Source organism: Streptomyces sp. C1-1 (genome assembly GCF_050214755.1).
In the GTDB taxonomy this organism is placed as follows: Bacteria; Actinomycetota; Actinomycetes; order Streptomycetales; family Streptomycetaceae; genus Streptomyces.
In genome coordinates, this window is the sequence record NZ_CP189827.1 from 130,982 (window position 1) to 146,893 (window position 15,912).

At 65.7% G+C, this 15,912-nt stretch carries 13 protein-coding genes, 3 pseudogenes and 2 CRISPR repeat arrays; of the genes and pseudogenes, 10 read left to right on the forward strand and 6 right to left on the reverse strand.

The features are described from left to right. Nucleotides 1-20 precede the first annotated feature (20 nt). Nucleotides 21-605 (forward strand): DNA-processing protein DprA, encoded by a 585-nt coding sequence (locus ACQF4J_RS46975; RefSeq protein ID WP_427168783.1) that lies wholly within the window; start codon nt 21-23, stop codon nt 603-605. A 78-nt stretch (nt 606-683) separates the two neighbouring features. Here the strand turns inward: ACQF4J_RS46975 and ACQF4J_RS46980 are convergent. Then, nucleotides 684-902: pseudogene (locus ACQF4J_RS46980) on the reverse strand (helix-turn-helix domain-containing protein); the annotation flags it as partial. A gap of 2,171 nt (nt 903-3,073) precedes the next feature. On the opposite strand from ACQF4J_RS46980, the gene ACQF4J_RS46985 reads away from it, so the two are divergent. Then, on the forward strand, nt 3,074-3,721 hold the full coding sequence (locus ACQF4J_RS46985; RefSeq protein WP_427168784.1) for a glycosyltransferase: 648 nt from the start codon (nt 3,074-3,076) through the stop codon (nt 3,719-3,721). A gap of 27 nt (nt 3,722-3,748) precedes the next feature. On the opposite strand, the pseudogene ACQF4J_RS46990 reads toward ACQF4J_RS46985, so the two are convergent. The 3 genes and pseudogenes from ACQF4J_RS46990 to ACQF4J_RS47000 all read right to left on the reverse strand — a co-directional run. Further along, nucleotides 3,749-4,102: pseudogene (locus tag ACQF4J_RS46990) on the reverse strand (hypothetical protein); the annotation flags it as partial. A 115-nt stretch (nt 4,103-4,217) separates the two neighbouring features. Further along, complete coding sequence (locus tag ACQF4J_RS46995) at nt 4,218-5,483, reverse strand: IS701 family transposase (RefSeq protein WP_427168785.1); 1,266 nt, start codon at nt 5,481-5,483, stop codon at nt 4,218-4,220. A gap of 68 nt (nt 5,484-5,551) precedes the next feature. After that, nucleotides 5,552-5,879, reverse strand: a pseudogene (locus ACQF4J_RS47000) (transposase family protein); the annotation flags it as partial. 404 nt (nt 5,880-6,283) lie between these two features. Here ACQF4J_RS47000 and ACQF4J_RS47005 point away from each other — a divergent pair. The 5 genes from ACQF4J_RS47005 to ACQF4J_RS47025 all read left to right on the forward strand — a co-directional run bounded on the left by ACQF4J_RS47005 (nt 6,284) and on the right by ACQF4J_RS47025 (nt 9,848). After that, nucleotides 6,284-6,931 (forward strand): hypothetical protein, encoded by a 648-nt coding sequence (locus ACQF4J_RS47005; RefSeq protein WP_427168786.1) that lies wholly within the window; start codon nt 6,284-6,286, stop codon nt 6,929-6,931. Between the two features lie 33 nt (nt 6,932-6,964). Continuing rightward, complete coding sequence (locus ACQF4J_RS47010; protein WP_427168787.1) at nt 6,965-7,303, forward strand: hypothetical protein; 339 nt, start codon at nt 6,965-6,967, stop codon at nt 7,301-7,303. Then, nucleotides 7,285-7,692: a hypothetical protein gene (locus ACQF4J_RS47015; protein ID WP_427168788.1), complete on the forward strand. Its 408-nt coding sequence runs from the start codon at nt 7,285-7,287 to the stop codon at nt 7,690-7,692. Before ACQF4J_RS47010 ends, ACQF4J_RS47015 begins: the two co-directional genes overlap by 19 nt. A 133-nt stretch (nt 7,693-7,825) precedes the next feature. Continuing rightward, nucleotides 7,826-8,542, forward strand: coding sequence for a hypothetical protein (locus ACQF4J_RS47020; protein ID WP_427168789.1), 717 nt, complete (start codon nt 7,826-7,828; stop codon nt 8,540-8,542). A 391-nt stretch (nt 8,543-8,933) separates the two neighbouring features. Then, a complete protein-coding gene (locus tag ACQF4J_RS47025) occupies nt 8,934-9,848 on the forward strand; it encodes a replication-relaxation family protein (protein ID WP_427168791.1) in 915 nt (304 codons plus the stop codon). 197 nt (nt 9,849-10,045) lie between these two features. Here ACQF4J_RS47025 and ACQF4J_RS47030 read toward each other — a convergent pair whose 3' ends face one another. Beyond that, entirely contained in the window at nt 10,046-10,513 is a 468-nt protein-coding gene (locus tag ACQF4J_RS47030; RefSeq protein WP_427168792.1) for an SAM-dependent methyltransferase, read from the reverse strand. Between the two features lie 27 nt (nt 10,514-10,540). Continuing rightward, nucleotides 10,541-11,926, reverse strand: a complete 1,386-nt coding sequence (locus ACQF4J_RS47035; RefSeq protein WP_427168793.1) for a Tat pathway signal protein — start codon at nt 11,924-11,926, stop codon at nt 10,541-10,543. A gap of 518 nt (nt 11,927-12,444) precedes the next feature. On the opposite strand from ACQF4J_RS47035, the gene ACQF4J_RS47040 reads away from it, so the two are divergent. From ACQF4J_RS47040 to ACQF4J_RS47050, 3 genes are read left to right on the forward strand one after another with little or no spacing between them, the layout of a single operon-like run. Continuing rightward, nucleotides 12,445-12,744, forward strand: coding sequence for a hypothetical protein (locus ACQF4J_RS47040; protein ID WP_427168795.1), 300 nt, complete (start codon nt 12,445-12,447; stop codon nt 12,742-12,744). Continuing rightward, nucleotides 12,741-13,334 (forward strand): hypothetical protein, encoded by a 594-nt coding sequence (locus ACQF4J_RS47045; protein WP_427168796.1) that lies wholly within the window; start codon nt 12,741-12,743, stop codon nt 13,332-13,334. The genes ACQF4J_RS47040 and ACQF4J_RS47045 overlap by 4 nt, the downstream gene beginning before the upstream one ends. Further along, a complete protein-coding gene (locus ACQF4J_RS47050) occupies nt 13,331-13,759 on the forward strand; it encodes a hypothetical protein (protein WP_427168797.1) in 429 nt (142 codons plus the stop codon). The genes ACQF4J_RS47045 and ACQF4J_RS47050 overlap by 4 nt, the downstream gene beginning before the upstream one ends. 26 nt (nt 13,760-13,785) lie before the next feature. Then, nucleotides 13,786-14,059: a CRISPR direct-repeat array (repeat unit 29 nt; unit sequence GGGACCATCCCCGCGGGTGCGGGGAGCAG). Nucleotides 14,060-14,904: 845 nt separating this feature from the next. Next, a CRISPR array of direct repeats spans nt 14,905-15,482; the repeat unit is 29 nt; unit sequence GGGACCATCCCCGCGGGTGCGGGGAGCAG. The last annotated feature ends 430 nt before the right edge of the window (nt 15,483-15,912 follow it).

Sequence of the window (15,912 nt, forward strand, 5' to 3'; positions counted from 1 at the left end):
GCCCGAAAGGCGGACCATCCATGCCCGCACGCGCCCTGCCCGAACGAGCCGCACGCGCCGCGCTCGCCGCCCACTTCGCCCCCGGCCAACTCGCTGCCGAACTCGAGGAGTACACGCCGGCCGAGGTGTGGGACCGTCGCGTCCGCGCTGACGGCAGCGGGCTCCTTTCCTCCTACCGGCAGCGCGAGGAACTCGCCCAGGCAGAGCTGACCAGCTCGTTCGTCATCCCATCGGACGAGGAGTGGCCCACCGCCCTCGCCGACCTGGGGCCTGCGTGCCCGCTGGGTCGGTGGGTCCACGGGCGCGAACGGCTGCCGCGGCTGAGCAGCACCGCGGTCGTCGTAACCGGCAACCGGGTCCCCACCGAGCAGGCTGTCACCTGTGCGCACGACTTCGCCGCCGCCCTCACCGAAGCCGGTCACACGGTCACCGCCACGCTCGCCCACGGCATCGACTCCGCCGCCCACCAGGCCGCCGCCGAGACGGGCGCCGCGTCCCTCGCCGTCGGCTACGCATGGCGCAGGCCTTCGGCTGCGCCAGCTGTGACGGCACCTATCTCGCCTTCGGGCCCGACAACAACCTCCCGAGGCTCCTGGCCTGGATGAGCGAGCTCCAGGCCTGGTCCGCGTTGTTCGGGGACGACAGCTGAGGCCGGGCCGTAACCAGGGAACATGGCTGCCACATCAGGCCGTCGGCGGATTCAGAACGGCGCTCGAGCGGTCCAGGTCGAGGTAGAGCTTCGCGACGTCGACCCGCAGAGCGCGGGCAAGGGCGAAGACCTTGTCCAAGGAGACGTTGCGTCGGCCGCCTTCGACGCCCACGCAGAAGACGCGGTTCATACCCGCGGCAGCCGCCAGTTCGCCCTGCGTCAGGCCGGCCTCGGCGCGCATCTCCTTCAACCGCCAGCCGAACGCCCGTCACAGGGCGAGAACACCCACGTCCGCGACCCCGTATGTTGCAGAAAGTCGGTCGTGGACTCGGGCAGCACACCGCCCCACCAGTGGCTATCCCCGGACGAGAGGGCATAGCCGAAGGCGAACCCGCCCAACTGTCCTCCATCCCGCGCCGTGACCAGGGCGAAGGCGGGGCGCGCGAACTGTCGTAGCGGGCAACGCTCAGGCAGGTGAATTCCTGGCATTCCTCAAGTCCCGGCCTGTACTAGCTACGCCAGATTCCGTACTCAGAGAATAAGGAACCTGGCGTAGAGACTCAGCAACCTCAACGCCTCTACCGTAAGAAAGCTGTCTAGAAAATATGGGGTTCACGCATGCGGGGAGGTATATGCGGGTCCTTGCGCTAACCCTAACAGACGGGCTGGATGTGGTTGCTTCGCTAGGCGGCCTGGCAGTTGCACTCAGCTCCTTCTTTCTATCGATAGTCGCGCTCCGTTTAACCAAGGAACAAGCCAGGTCACACCTTTTCCCGGCGCCGTCAATTTTTACGGACCCAACCGTTCAAGGGATTGTATTACGTAATTTTGGGACCGGTGCAATGTTAAATATTTGGGTCGAATTGACTCTGATTGATCCAGGTCGAGAGCCGGTTACCATTACCCGGAATATTTCCAGTCTGGGTCAGAACGAGTCCACAACGGTCGTGGAGGCTGCAGAGCTTCATCTCGTGGCACTCGCAGAGGTCAGGGCTCGTCTCCTTTTCAACAACATTAAACGTCATGCAATCGAAGAAACCTTCGTTTTGTCTGCTGATCAGTTGGGTTCATTGGGAGTGTGAATGCGTCTGACAAGGCGAGCGCGACTCTCGGCGATCGAAGCGCACCTAGAAGAGTCCCGCCTTCACCTGAATTTTGGGAAGGATATGCATGCCGCCGAGTGGAGAATTCGGAGGACGGTGCAGAAGATCTCCTCAGCTGGCTTGTTAGGGTGTCCTGAAACGGCAGAATTACAGGTTGTTGCCGAGGCTTCGCTTCTCCTCGGTCGAGCCTTGCGGCTGCGCGGAAGTAATGGAGAGGCCTCTGCTTGGATTCAGCGTGGCGCCGAGATGTTCGGATATTTATTGCGAACGAGCGCATTCCCGGTGCTTGCGGCGGATAGGCTGAGTGAGTCTCTGAATGCACTAACGCTCATCAGACTTGATACGTATGTGCCAGACGCAAATAGCGAGGCGGGGGTTAGGCAAGCCCTCAACATCCAGCAGGACCTATACGACTCAAACGTGCGCTTCAGTAACAGGACAGATGCATATCTGGAAGTCACCCAGCGGACCGCTGAAGCTATACAAAAGACTCAGAGGTCCGCAAGTGCCAGCGACTTCTTAAGAGTAACTCGATTCCATGAAGCAGCTTCTCAGATGGGGGACCACAATCGAGCACTCCGTCTACTATTCATAGCTAAAGTGGCGAGTTGTGAAGGTGACTTGCAAGCTGCATCGCAGGCGCTAACTCAAGTGGAGAATTTGCCAGTCGTCACCAAATCGAACTTCGTGAGAATTATGTACTTGGAATCTTTGGCAAGTTTCCTGACCCACGCTGAACCGACACAGGTTCAGCCGGTACTACAGGAAGCTCGACGGATTAGGAGACTTGAGAGGGTCAACGAGCAAGGTAATTAGGCGGCGTACCGTTCGCAGATGAGGGAATGAAATGACGCGTCCAAAAATCGTGTGGTCCGGCCCCCTCGAAGACACCACTGGATACGCGGCTGAGGGGCGCTTGCTTGTGCGGGGTCTGCGAGAAAAAGGGGTGTCGGTCACAGCTAGGTCAATGCAACGTGAAGATATCCTCGGGCATGAAAGCCAGTATGCGAGTTTCTCGGATGGTCACGTTGATACGGATTCGATGAATCGCGTTCACATAGTGCACGCAGCATGGTCCGACCCATTTCCTTCGGTTCCTGCAGGGAAAACCATATGGCGAACAATGTTTGAGACTGACTCCCTGCCTGCGGCCTGGGTTGATCGCTCTCGAAAGGTTGACGAGATTTGGGTACCATCTCAGCATAACGTAGACACATTTTCCAGTGCGGGCGTGAGTCGCGATAAAATGAGGGTGCTGCATGAGCCCCTTGACGTCGTCTACTTATCTTCGACGAAAAACGACTCTAGAGTAGCTATCAGGGTGGATGAATTTGTCTTTCTGTCAGTCTTTACTTGGCAGTTAAGGAAGGGGTGGGATATCCTGCTGCGTGCCTACTTTGAGGAGTTCAGCGAGAAGGATGGAGTTTCACTAATGCTTCGCTGCGACCCGTTTAGGTATGGTGGTGGCAATTTAGATGATTCCATCCGGCGCGATATTGAAGAGTCTCGGCGGAAGTTCGGTGGGGAAAATCCACCCGCTCTGAAGCTTCTGACAGATCATATTGGGAATCGCGAACTCGTTGATCTGTACGCATCTTCCGATGCCTTTGTACTTCCGTCGCGTGGTGAAGGTTGGTCCCGCCCCGTGATGGAAGCTATGGCGCTGGGTGTTCCCGTTATCACTACCGGATGGGGTGGGCAGACGGAATTTGCAGAGGCAGAAAGTGTGCGACTGCTGGAGTACAACATCGTCCCTGTATCTCGTGCGGCCGAGAGAGAGTACGGTCTCTTCGCCGGGCACCGCTGGGCGGAGCCGTCTCTAGCTCATTTGAGGCGAGAAATGCGTGCGGCGTTAAATCTGGGTAAGGGATTCCGAGATCGGCAGTCCGCGGCCAAAATCTTGGCATCGTTCGATCACTTGCGAATTGCCGAAGATATCCTCGACCTGCTAGCGTTTCCAGCTGGTTAGTATGTAGATGTGATGGAAAATGAAGTTTCAACCGTGTTGTACTTTATTTGGTGCATTAGCGCCCATTCCGATGGCGCCAATGAGACTTTTTAAGCATCGGTCTGAGCTGGTCAGATGGGTGAGGACAGCCTGGATGAGGCGAGTGATCCGGGTGGTCGAGCACCGGAGCTTGCGGAGAAGTCGCCTGGACTTGAAGATGGCTACGGCCTGTTCGACGAGGGCGCGCGGATTCTGGCGTGGGACCGATTCACCGCCTGCTGACGGCGTCAACGACACCGTGCTCGCGGGCCGCGCGCACATCATGAACAGCGCCGGCCAAGGCCGGGGAGAGCCACAGCAGCCGGCCGGATCGGCGAGGACCTGCACGTTCATCCCGTGCCTCTAGTAGTGCTTGGTCAGGTCGGTGTCGCTGTGGGTATGTCGCGGTGACAGGTGGGGCAGGCGCCGGTCCAGACCGCAAGGAGTAGCTGCAGTTCGCAGGCGACCTTGTAGAGGCTCAGGCCGACGCCGTCTCTTTTGGGGACCGGGTGATGCGCTGGAGGGTGCAGAAGGCGTGTGCGACGGAGACCAGGGTGACGTGGTGGTGCCAGCCCCGCCAGGTGCGGCCCTCGAAGTGGGCCAGGCCCAGGACCTGCTTCATCTCGCGGTAGTCGTGCTCGATGCGCCAGCGCAGTTTCGCGGTGCGCACGAGGGTGGCCAGCGGGGTGTCGGCGGGCAGGTTGGACAGCCAGAACTGGACGGGTTCGGGCTCGGTGGCGGGCCATTCGGCCAGCAGCCAGCGCACGGGCAGTTCGGGTCCGTCGGTGTTCTTGCGGATCTCGCGTCCGGCGGGCCTGATCCGCAGGGCCACGAACCGCGAGTACATCCGCTTGACGCCGCTGCGGCCACTGCCCGGGCGGGAGCCTTCCCGCCACTGCACCGGCTTCGCGGCCCGCTTGCCGGCCTCGATGACCAGCTTCTTCACGGCCTGGGCCGGCTCGGGGTAAACGGGCTGCGGCCGAGGCCCGCGACCGCCGTAGGGCGGGATGTGGGGCCTGGCTTCTTCCGGCTGGGCAGTGGTCGTGGTGGAGATGCCCACCACGTAGTCAAGGCCGCGTTCCTCCAGGCCGAGGCGGAAGGCCGCGGCATCGCCGTAGCCGCCGTCGGCGACGACGAGGGGGACCTCGATGTCCCACGACCTCGTCTCGTCGATCACGTCCAGGGCCAGCTGCCACTTTTCGACATGACCGACCTCTTCGGGGATGCCGCACTTGGTGCGACGGGCCACCTTGGCCGGATCGGCCTTCGGCGAGGCGGGGTCCCAGCTCTCGGGCAGGAACAAGCGCCAGTCGACGGCCGCCGACGCTGCGTCGGAGGCCAGATGCAGTGACACCCCGGCCTGGCAGTTGGTGACCTTGCCCGCGGTGCCGGTGTACTGCCGGGCCACGCACGCCGAGGCGTCCCCGTCCTTGAGGAAGCCGGTGTCATCGATGATCAGCGCGGTTGGTTTGATCACCTGCTGCATCCGCCAGGCGAGGCGGGCCCGCACATGCGCCGCCTCCCACGGGCTGGTGGTGATGAAGTGGGCCAGGGCCTGCCGGTTGCCGTCCTCACCCAGCCGGGCGGCCATCGGCTCCACCGACTTGCGCCGCCCATCCAGCAGCAGTCCCCGCAGATAGACCTCGCCCCACCGGCGCTGATCCGCCCGCGCGAACGGCTCGAACATCTCCGCCGCGAAGTCCTCCAGATCACACCGGACCGCGGCCAACTCCCCACCCAGCACACCCGGTCAACGACACACCTGATCAAACAGACACGCCACCGGCGAATGCACCTGACCAAGCACTACTAGTGCTTGCCCGGGTAGTAGGGACGGTCAGGAGCGACCCGGTCGATCGGCAGCAGGGTCCCGTCCAGCAGCACGAACGCCTTCGATGATGCTGTCCAAATGGCCTCCACAAGGGCCGCCGCGAGCGCGGCCAGGACCTCGACAGCTCTTCGGTGATGTACCGGTACGCGGTCGTGGTCCCAATGCCGAACCCGGCCGCGAACTGGGCATAGGGGTGGCCGTTGCGCAGATGAGCGAGCGTAGGCAGCGCCTGCCGGCCGACGCTCAGACGCCGCCAACGGTACCGAGCTCCTGGCGGCGCTGATGGAGTTTGGCGGACAGGAAACGCAGGGCAGAACCCGCAGCCGTCGCCTGCGGGCAATCCCCGAGCCGAAGCCCAGTTCCTGGGACAAGGAACCCCCAGTGGATCGGGCGGCTCGACCATGCTGTCGAACAGACCGTCGCCCCTGCTCCGCAAGTCGAAGCGTCTCGCCGTCCGATGGGACGCCGCACCGAACTACACGATGCCTTCGCCTCGTTGGCATGACTCTCATCTGTCGGTGACGCCTCGAGAGGAATATCCCGCTCGGACGTTCGATTCATGATCCGCACACGCACCACAATCACCACTGCTCCGGCGTAAAACACAGAGATACGTCGAAAGAGCGATGTTAATCGGGTCGGGCAGACCTAGTCTGACGCATGCGCCAAAAGGGTGGACCGAGGCTTGCATCACGACGAAGGGTATCGACCTGATGATCCGTCTTCTCGCCACCTTAGTTTTAACTGCTGAGGTCGTTGGGTTCCTCTTCTCTATCGGCATCGCCGTCGACGTTCTCAGGCAACACCCCTATGAGTGGATGCAAACCGGCTCTACTCAGAGATTACGAATCTTTTTGATCTTCGCTCCGCCACTCGCGGTGCTATTAGGTCCAATCTACCTTGTGGCGGGGATCTTTTATCTACAAAGAGTGCGCCCGCGATTGACCTACAATGTGCGCGTCGCAACCAGCAACGGTTGGCCGGTCACCCCCAGAAGGCCGACTCTAGGGCTGAACTGGGCCTGGTGTGAACTTCGGACTCCACAAAAGGTGAAGACCGTCCTCTCTATGGGAGGAGCGTTTTTTCTCGACACCATCGTCATGCAGATGCCCCAAGCTCAAGACAGTCCTCCACGATGGTTTGTCTATTTCGCAGTTATATTCCTGTGGCCACTCTTCTTCTTCGTCACCTATCTGGTTCTCGGAGCAGCGCAGATATTCTTGAAACTCAAAATGGATAGCGAATCATACGATCCTGCTCGGATGCAGATTTTGGCCCAAGACGAGTATAATCGTCGAATTGCTGACTTTTACGCGAATCATCCGCCCTGGGGTCAGCAACGACGACGCATCCGCCCATGAGGCCTGGCCGACGGACACGTCCAGCTCGCACGGGTGGACAAGAACGTGAAGCCTCTGGCGAGTGCAATTCGGGATGCCGATGCTCAGCTGCTGCCTTGCAGTCGGCCGCGGCTCGCCGAGTTGTGCGCGTTGGTCGAACGCGTCAGCGTAGTGCCGTTCAACCCGAACAACACCATGGCCGAGCTCATCGCGCTGTCCCGCCGGCGCGAGGCCCCGGACCCTGGCGTCGTGGTTGAGGAGACCGCGGACTTCGATCGGATGGAGCGCGACGTCCACGCCGCTTTGCGTAAGCCGCCCACGTGGGACTCCAAGGCCCGTACCGGGCCGGGCGAGCTCCTGCACAGTGCCGCTGGGTGCGATGGCTGCAGCTGACCACCATCCACTCCGGCACTCACCCCATCCGGGAGGGATACTCGATGACGATGACGACGACCCAGCGCATCCTCGACCTCGCTGCAGCGGTACCGGCCCGCCACGGCGAGGCCCTGGTGCTGCTCCTGCGGGAGGCGAACGAGCTGTACCAGCAGGGGCTGCAGGATCTGCACCGGGAGGTGGCAGCGCGCCTCGGCGGACTGGCCACCGCGGACCTGAAGTTCGCCGCGGAGACGGCCGGCCTGCCCTGTGATGCCTCTCAGGACCGCGACGAGGTGATCCTGCTGCTGGCCCTGGTCGAGTGGGAAATGACGCCGGCCGCCATGGCGTACGCGGAGATGGCCGAAGCCGCTGCGCGCCGCGGGATCTGCTTGATCCCCGAGAAGTAGGCGGGGAGCGTAAGCCCTGCCGCTGGCGAAAGACCCCAAGCCGTGGGCTGGACCCTCGTCCGCAACTTCTGCCATTATTTGCTTTGTGAGCCGGGCTGGCCGGCGCACTGCTGACAGAGCGGACGGTTCTGCCATGACCTCGCGCCGTGAGCCTCGCCTGGCCGACGCTGCCGAGATCGCGGCTGAACATGGTCTGACGTCCGCACGGATCAGCCAGTTCTACACCGAGCGCACCGAGAACACGGCCGGCAAGGCGTTCCCCGAGCCGGTCGACAAGCGCGGCCGCGCCCGCCTGTGGGACCACGCCGAGGTCACCGAGTGGTTCGCCCACCGGGCGCCGACACGGCTCGCTGAACACGCACCGCCGTCACTCCCCCCGGGGACGCTGCTGAACGCAGCGGAGGCCTCGAGGTACCTCGGCTACAAGAACCGCAACCAAGTCACGACCTTCGTGCGCGACCGCCCCGGCTACTTCCCCGAGCCGGACGTCGTCGAAGAGAAGGGCACGGCGGAGAACCCCTACCGCCGGCAGCTGTGGAAGGTGGAGACCCTGCAGGCGTGGATGGCCACCCGGCCCGGCCGCGGAAGACGAGCCGGGACCAAGGAGGTGCCGCCCCTGCCCGACGTTCCGGTCGACGGCGATCCCGACGAGCTTCTGGGAGCAAGCCAGGCGGCCGCCCTCCTGGGGTACAAGACCATCGGGTCCTTCTCCAGCAGTCTGTCCCAGGGCAACCTACCGCTGCTGCAGACCACCGACGGGTCTGCCGAGAATGCCGGGCGCCAGAACGGGCGTCGGCGTTGGACGCGCCGGCGCATCCTGCAGCAGGCCGCGCAGCGGTCCAAGAGGTAGTACCTGGCGGCGAGCGGGCCTCCGCCCACCGCCCCATATACGCGGCTTCCGGTTTTGGGAGTTGGTCCCTTGCGGGCCGGGGGTCGCACGATGGCCGGCATGGCGTGGCTCGCCACCACGCCCCGCAGCAGCCCTTGGCTGCTGCGGACCGGCCATCGCCAAACTCCTCCCGGCGCTGCCGTTTCCTGTTTCACCTGACCAAAGACATAGGGGCACCCCTCGTGGTCGGGGCCGAGGATGTCGACCACGGTACGGACCGTGACACTGTTTCGACTTCGTGACCATGGCCGGGGCTTCGTGGTCCGGGGACCGGTCGGGCCCTGCGGGTTTCCTGAAGCAGCAAACGAAATTCTCCGCAGGAGACCGCCACGGCCGCGGAAGGGAACGTCTCATGAGCAGCGCCGCACGGAGCACTCCGGTGCCGAAACCGGCCCCGAGCCCTGCTGAGCCCTTGGCCCACCAAGTGCTGGCCGGGCTCGCGCAGCACCGCATCGCCACCACCAGCCAGTTGCGCGCGATGCTGCGCCCGGAGGGCACACGCCAGCTGATGTCCCGTGTATTGAACAGGCTGCGCTCCGACGGCTTCGTCGACCGCACGGTACTGCCGGACGCGAACCGGACCCGTACCAACGCCTGGTACCTCACCCGGGACGGCGCACGGCTGACCCGCGACCTGCCCGTCCTGCGGGGGCGGCCGCCCTACCCGATCACCTCGGCCACGGCGGCGTCGCTGAAGACCCCGCACACGCTGGCCGTCGTTCGCGCTCACCTGGCCTTCGCCGCACATGCCCGGCGGCTCGGGCATGAGCACGGCCCCTGGGACTGGACCCCTGAGGTGTCCCACTCCATCGGTGAGGGCGAGCGGATCGTGGCCGACGCGGTCATGTACTACACGGTCGTGGAGAGCGACCATCGGCGAAAGCTGCGTGCCTTCGTGGAAGTTGACCGCAGCACCATGGGGAGTGAGCGGCTGGCTGCGAAGCTGATCGAGTACGCCCGCTTCTATCAGTACGAGGCCCAGCCCGTCGGCCGGCGCAAGCACGCCTCCGCAGGCCCTGCGTGGCTGCGCTGGTATCCGGTTTTTCCACGTGTGCTTTTCGTGCTCACCGGTGCCTCCCGGACCAGGCTGGAGAACCGGATCAGCGATCTGCAGGCGATGGTGGCTCAGCACCCGCTCGTAGCGGAACTCGCCCGGGAAGTCCGGCTAGGAGCCGCCGTGCTGGAAGACCTGGAGCAGCACGGTCCCTCCCAGAACGTGTGGCTGCCTCTGGCTGGCGACAAGCCTCGCCCGTGGACGGACCTGTGAAAAAGGGGCGACCGCACCCACCGCGCGGGTGAGGGCGACCCGCAAAAAGCCGTCCCGCTGTACGGGGGTTCCGCGCGCGAGGCTGTGGTCCGGGCTGGCCGAGGATACCGGGCCGTAGGCCGGTATGCGGGCCAGCATCGCGGAAGGCACTTTCGTCAAAGCGGCCCGCACGGCAGGATCCGGGTTGTGGGTGCGCCCTACGCCTTTGCCCAGTAATCCTGCAGCATGTCGCCGGGCCACTCCGGTTCGTGTACGTCTCCGCGAGGCCCCATCTCCTGGAAGTAGGGGCCTAGGTCGTACACGGGCGTGCCGTCCACGGCGTCCATATCGGAGACGTGCAGGTCCAGCCCATCGATCTTGAGCAGCCGCGGGAAGGACGTCGCAAGCTGGTTCGGTCGCCGGTGGTTGCGGTGCGCGAAAGTCCCCGAGGGCTCCCACCGCGGATCATTGCGGGGGCTGCGCGCGTGCAGCGCGACGTCGTCCGGTGAGGCCTTACTGAAGTGCCAGGTGACGATCAGATGCGAGAACTGCTCCAGGCCCCTCACGACGTCCAGCGGGAACGTCGAGTTGAGCCGGATGATCGACTGGACGCCGCCCCAGTTGTCGTCAGCGACCTCCGTACGGCCTCCGACCACCGTGCCAATGGGCTCGATCTGCAGCGTCATGGTCTCCCCTTCATGCTGATGGCGTGATCAATCTACGGTGCGCAGGTAGTCGGCCGCCCGGGTTTCGAGCTCGGCGGCAACCGGGATGCCGCGGCGCCTGTAGGGGGACAGCAGTTGCCGCATCTCCACCACGCGCTGCCGGGCGCGGCCGGAATATATGCCGTCCTCCATGGCGTCGAGCGCCCGGGACCAAGTCGCGCACGCCTCTTCGACATTGCCCGCAGATATCTGGGTGGCGCCAAGGTAACCGAGGGTTACGGCGTGAGTCCGCTTGAAGGCGGCCCCGCGGGTGCGGACGCTGCGCCCGAACTGGCCGACCGCGCCCTTGCGGTCGTTCAGGTCGCGCAGCACGCAGGCCGTCTCATGAGCCAGCGACGCCTCACCGAAGAAGAAGGTGCGGTCTGGCTCCTCGATGCCGTCGTGCGCGCTGCGCAAGTCGTCTTCGGCGCGCAGCAGTGTCTTGGCTGCGGCCTGCTCCTGCCCAGTCGCGGCGAGGCACCGCGCATGGACGACGCCCAGCAGGGCCCGCTCCCGCGGGGTCGCCGATACGTAGCGCTGGCCGGCCACCGACGCCGAGGAGAGTTCCAGCGCCTTCCCCGGCAGCCCGAGGTCGAGGGCCTGGTGCGCCATGGCGCACAGGATGTGCCCAGACAGCGGAGCGTCTCCCGCCCGGGCAGCCAGCTTCAGCCCGACGGTGAAATAGGGCTCGGCGAGGTCGTGTTCGCCGTTGTCGAACGCCATCCAGCCGGAGAGGTATGAGGCTTCCGCCGCGGCGGAGTACATGCTGCGTCGTACCTGGTCGCTGGGGAAGGTGCTCACCAGGTAGCGGGCGACGTCGGAACGCAGGTACTCGACGAGAGCGGTCCGGCCATGGCCGCCGCCGCGCCGCTGGTCCATTCGGGAGAAGGCCAATGTCATCTCGCGGACGCTCTCCACGTCGCCGCGGCCGACCCGCTGCGCCTTCCGGTCGGCGGTTGGTGGCTCCTTGGCCATTTCCAGCCACCAGCCGTCTCCGGGCAGCGCGAGCGCGGCCGCCGAGTACACACCGCCGCGGAGCAGACTGCGCCGGTCGGGATCCAAGTCGGTACTCCCCAGGTCGTTCAGTGCGATCACGGGATCGACGCGCCAGTCCAGCGCCCCCTGCGCTGGAGAGTCGGGCGCTGTGAACCCGGCTTCGGTCGGCGTGACGACGCGCCTCAGACAACGGGACAGTGCCTCGCACATGATCATGGGTGCACGCCCGGACGGCTGGTGACCGGCCACCCAGTGCTGGACGTGCTGCCGTGCGATGTGGGCGTACTCCTGCAGGTTGTTCTCTTTCGCGACGCGGACGAAGGCGCTAGCCGCTGGGGCCCGTGACCAGTCCGCTTCCTTGAGTAAGGCATTGAACCGTTCGTTGCGATTGCGCGCCATGATGCGCCCCCACCGTGCCGATGATCTTGAGTCGCGTTTGCCAACCTGAACTCGCGGTACGCCCGCGCTGCATCCAACCTATTGCCCAACTGCTCGATCTCTTCTGGCAACTGGCCGAAAGGCCCTTCCCCAGGCATCCCAGCCCAAAAACGATCTTGTGTCACGTTTGGCAGCCGCGCCACTTCCGGCCCGTACCCGCGAGGCCCCTCCCGCGGTTCGCTGTACGTAACCATCAAGTGACTCGTTCAGAGGTCCTAACTGCCGAGCTGCCCGCCGTCTGCGGACCCGCTCGACAGCCGACGGAGCCCCCGTCATGAACCAGGGAGTCCCCCGTGAATCCGCCCCCACCCCCCGCACCACCGACACAGGACGAGACGGTCACGTCACCGCCGACACCACTGTTCATTTGGGACTGGCGACTGCAGGCAGACCAGGGCGCCGGCTCCAACGCACGGCTGCGGGCTCGCACCCGGCTGACGATGGCCCACTGGCCCGGCGACGTCGAGGTGGCAGCTCGCATGGCCAGCCACATCGCGGACAACGCTGCCAGGCACGGCAGCCCCTTCTGCGACAACCGCATCATCCTGCGGATGGAAGTGTTGCCGGAGTCCCACGAACTGCGCATCTATGCCGACGACGCCGACCCCGCGTTCCTCAACTTCGCTGAAGTCAGTGAGGGATACGCAGCGACGAAGTCCGGCCTGTGGCGGATCACCGAATCCGGGGGCCGTCTCTCCTGGTATGTGAAGCAGGACGACGGCACCGTGCTCGGCAAGACCGTGCAGGTGGTCGTCCCCGCGAAAGGCGGGCAGGCGTGACCTTCGCTGCGCGGTTGCCTCGCCGCGGCGTCGCCGTCGGCCGCCCGTTACCGGCATCAGCCCCCGTCGGTTTCACCACCAGCTCCAACACGGTCGACGCCGGCCAGGTCGCGTCCGACATGGGCGACCTGGCGCACCGCGTGCGCAGCCTGATGGCTCTGCAGAGCGGGCAGACGGCCCAACTGCCATTGGGCGGCCGCTTCTTCGACATCGTCATCACCGCCAATGGACCAGACGCCTACGGCGCCGTCCGCGTCCTCGACTCCATCCAGCACAGTGGCAACGAGCGCGCGGACGCCTGTGGCCCGGTGATCGAGGACATGGGGCGCGGCTGGTACATCTGGCTCGTCCCGCCCGGCACCAGCGACCGATGGGAGCCGCACCGGTACGGGATGTGCCTCGGCCGACCCTACTCCCTCACTCTCCCTGCATTGACCGCTGCGGAGCCGCCCGGCCCCTACTGGCTGCGCCCCTGCCGAGGCGACCGACTCGTCCCGCCCGCCGCTCTGCGCGAGCAACTCGCCCTGTTCCAGCCCGGCCCGGTGCCCCACGAAACACTCCTCGGATCCGTACTCAGGAGTGCCAGGTGACCACTGTTCTGCAACCCGACGCCCGGGCGGCGCGCCTAGAAATCCTGCGCCGCGAGTACATGAACGACATCATCGCCAGGGCCGCCCGCACCAACCGCTCCGTACGCATCACCTCTTACGTCCTGGCGGACAGCGGCGAGGAGCGCCGGGCAGATCTCGACCTGATCCGCGCGCACGCGGTGACGCTGGCGTGGAAGGTCGCCTCCCCTACGTTCGCCGACATGGTGCAGCCACCGCCCCTCACACAACGACCCGGTTTCGGTGCGGCCTGCCGGTACGCCACGCAGGGCTACGCGCACGGCATCGTCGCCATCGCCCGACCCGCTCTCACCACGGACGACGAGGCGTACACGCACGTCCTTGAGTACCTGTATCACCGCAGCGTGTTCCTGGCCTACCTGCCCGCCGTCTCCACAGGCCACTGAAGACCCCCTGCCGCCGGGTGTCCATGGGGACCATCCCCGCGGGTGCGGGGAGCAGATCGACGGCTGGAAGCTGTACGTCCTGAACCGGGGACCATCCCCGCGGGCGCGGGGAGCAGCACCTCACCGCGCGGGCCATGATCGCGATTTCGGGACCATCCCCGCGCGTGCGAGGAGCAGTTCGGCTGCCACGAGTTCGCCGCGGAAAACGCGGGACAATCCCCGCGGGTGCGGGGAGCAGAAAGCCACCGACGACTCCGTCCGCATGATCGCGGGACCATCCCCGCGGGTGCGGGGAGCAGCACTCGGTGTCGGCGCGCGGCCAGTTATGCACAGGACCATCCCCGCGACTGCGGGGGGTACAGCCGTCACCGCCGCGAGACTCTACGTTGACGCCGGGACCATCCCGCGAGTGCGAGGAGCAGTTCAGGACCTCCAATCCCGCCTGATCGTCCTGGGGCCATCCCCGCAGGTGCGGGGAGCAGATCCGGAAGCTCTGCGCGCTGTGAGTCGCCCCGGAATCATCCCCGCGGGTGCGGGGAGCAGTGGATTCCGTTGCTGGTGATCGAGCGCACCGTGGGATCATCCCTGCGGGTGCGGGGAGCAGTCGGCCGCCAAGCTCTACGTGTCGGCGTGCGTGGGACCATCCCCGCCGGTGCGAGGAGCAGTTGAGAGCGGTTGCCGCCTCCTCGTAGTCGAGGCGATCATCCCGCGGGTGCGGGGAGCAGAGGTTCGGCATCGGGCCTGCATCGACGTGGCTGGGGCCATCCCCGCGGGTGCGAGCAGCATGGCGGTGAGTGGATCGGGCGGCCGGTCGGTTCGGAACCATTCCAGCGGGTGCGGGGAGCAGATGGTCTGGCCGTTCGGCTGCTTGACGGCCATGGGACCATCCCCGCGGGTGCGGGGAGCAGTGTCTGGTCGCCGCCTACATGCTGTGGACCTGGGGACCATCCCCGCGGGTGCGGGAAGCAGATCTTGCCCTCGCCCGCCGCGGTTTTGAGGCCGGGACCATCCCCGCGGGTGCGGGGAGTGTCGGCGACGCGTGAATCGTGACCCACTTTCGACGCTTGGGTTCGCTACTGGGCCACTTTTCAGCCGTCACCGACAGGGGAGCAACTCGACCGTTAGGCACGGTTGATCGGGGCGAGGGGACCATCCCCGCGGGTGCGGAGAGCAGCACGTGGCGTGGCTCATCGCGAGGAACGTGCTGGACCATCCCCGCGGGTGCGGGGAGCAGCTGGGCCGACCCGGCGAACCGGGACAACCCGCGGGACCACCCCCGCGAGTGCGGGAAGCAGTGCCTGCGCTTCGGATCCTTCGGCGCCGGCCCGGGACCATCCCCGCGGGTGCGGGGAGCAGGCTGATTCCGCTCCCTCCTGGAGGACATCGGCGGGACCATCCCCGCGGGTGCGGGGAACAGACGACGGTCTCGAAGTCGGTCAACTCGCCGCCGGGACCATCCCCGCGGGTGCGGGGAGCAGCGATCACCACGGGTTCAGACTGAACTCTCCACGGGACCATCCCCGCGGGTGCGGGGAGCAGTCGGCAGCGTGTGGACGACCTCGGACTTCCTGGGGACCATCCCCGCAGGTGCGGGGAGCAGACGGACTATCAGTTCGGCAACGACAAGACCACGGGACCATCCCCGCGGGTGCGGGGAGCAGCGGTCGATCCGGCGGGCGGGCGGGTGCCCGTTGGGACCATCCCCGCGGGTGCGGGGAGCAGAACGGCGGCCGCCGGCTCGCCAAGACGCTGCGGGGACCATCCCCGCGGGTGCGGGAGCAGCTGGTCGCGTCCACCTGGTCGTCGTGAGTCCCGGGACCATCCCCGCGGGCGCGGGGAGCAGTTGAGGAACTGGGTGTCGCGGTGGAAGGGGTTGGGACCATCCCCGCAGGTGCGGGGAGCAGGTGCGGGCCGAGCCGTCCGCCGACTTGGTGGCGGGACCATCCCCGCGGGTGCGGGGAGCAGACCAGGGCCTTGGCGTGGCCCTCGTACAGCTGGGGACCATCCCCGCGGGTGCGGGGAGCAGAGCGAGGCCATGAAGCCGTCGTAGTCGTTCGCGGGACCATCCCCGCGGGTGCGGGGAGCAGCAGGTGACCGCCACGCAGTCCCCGGCCTGGTCGGGACCATCCCGCGGGTGCGGGGAGCAGTCGGCG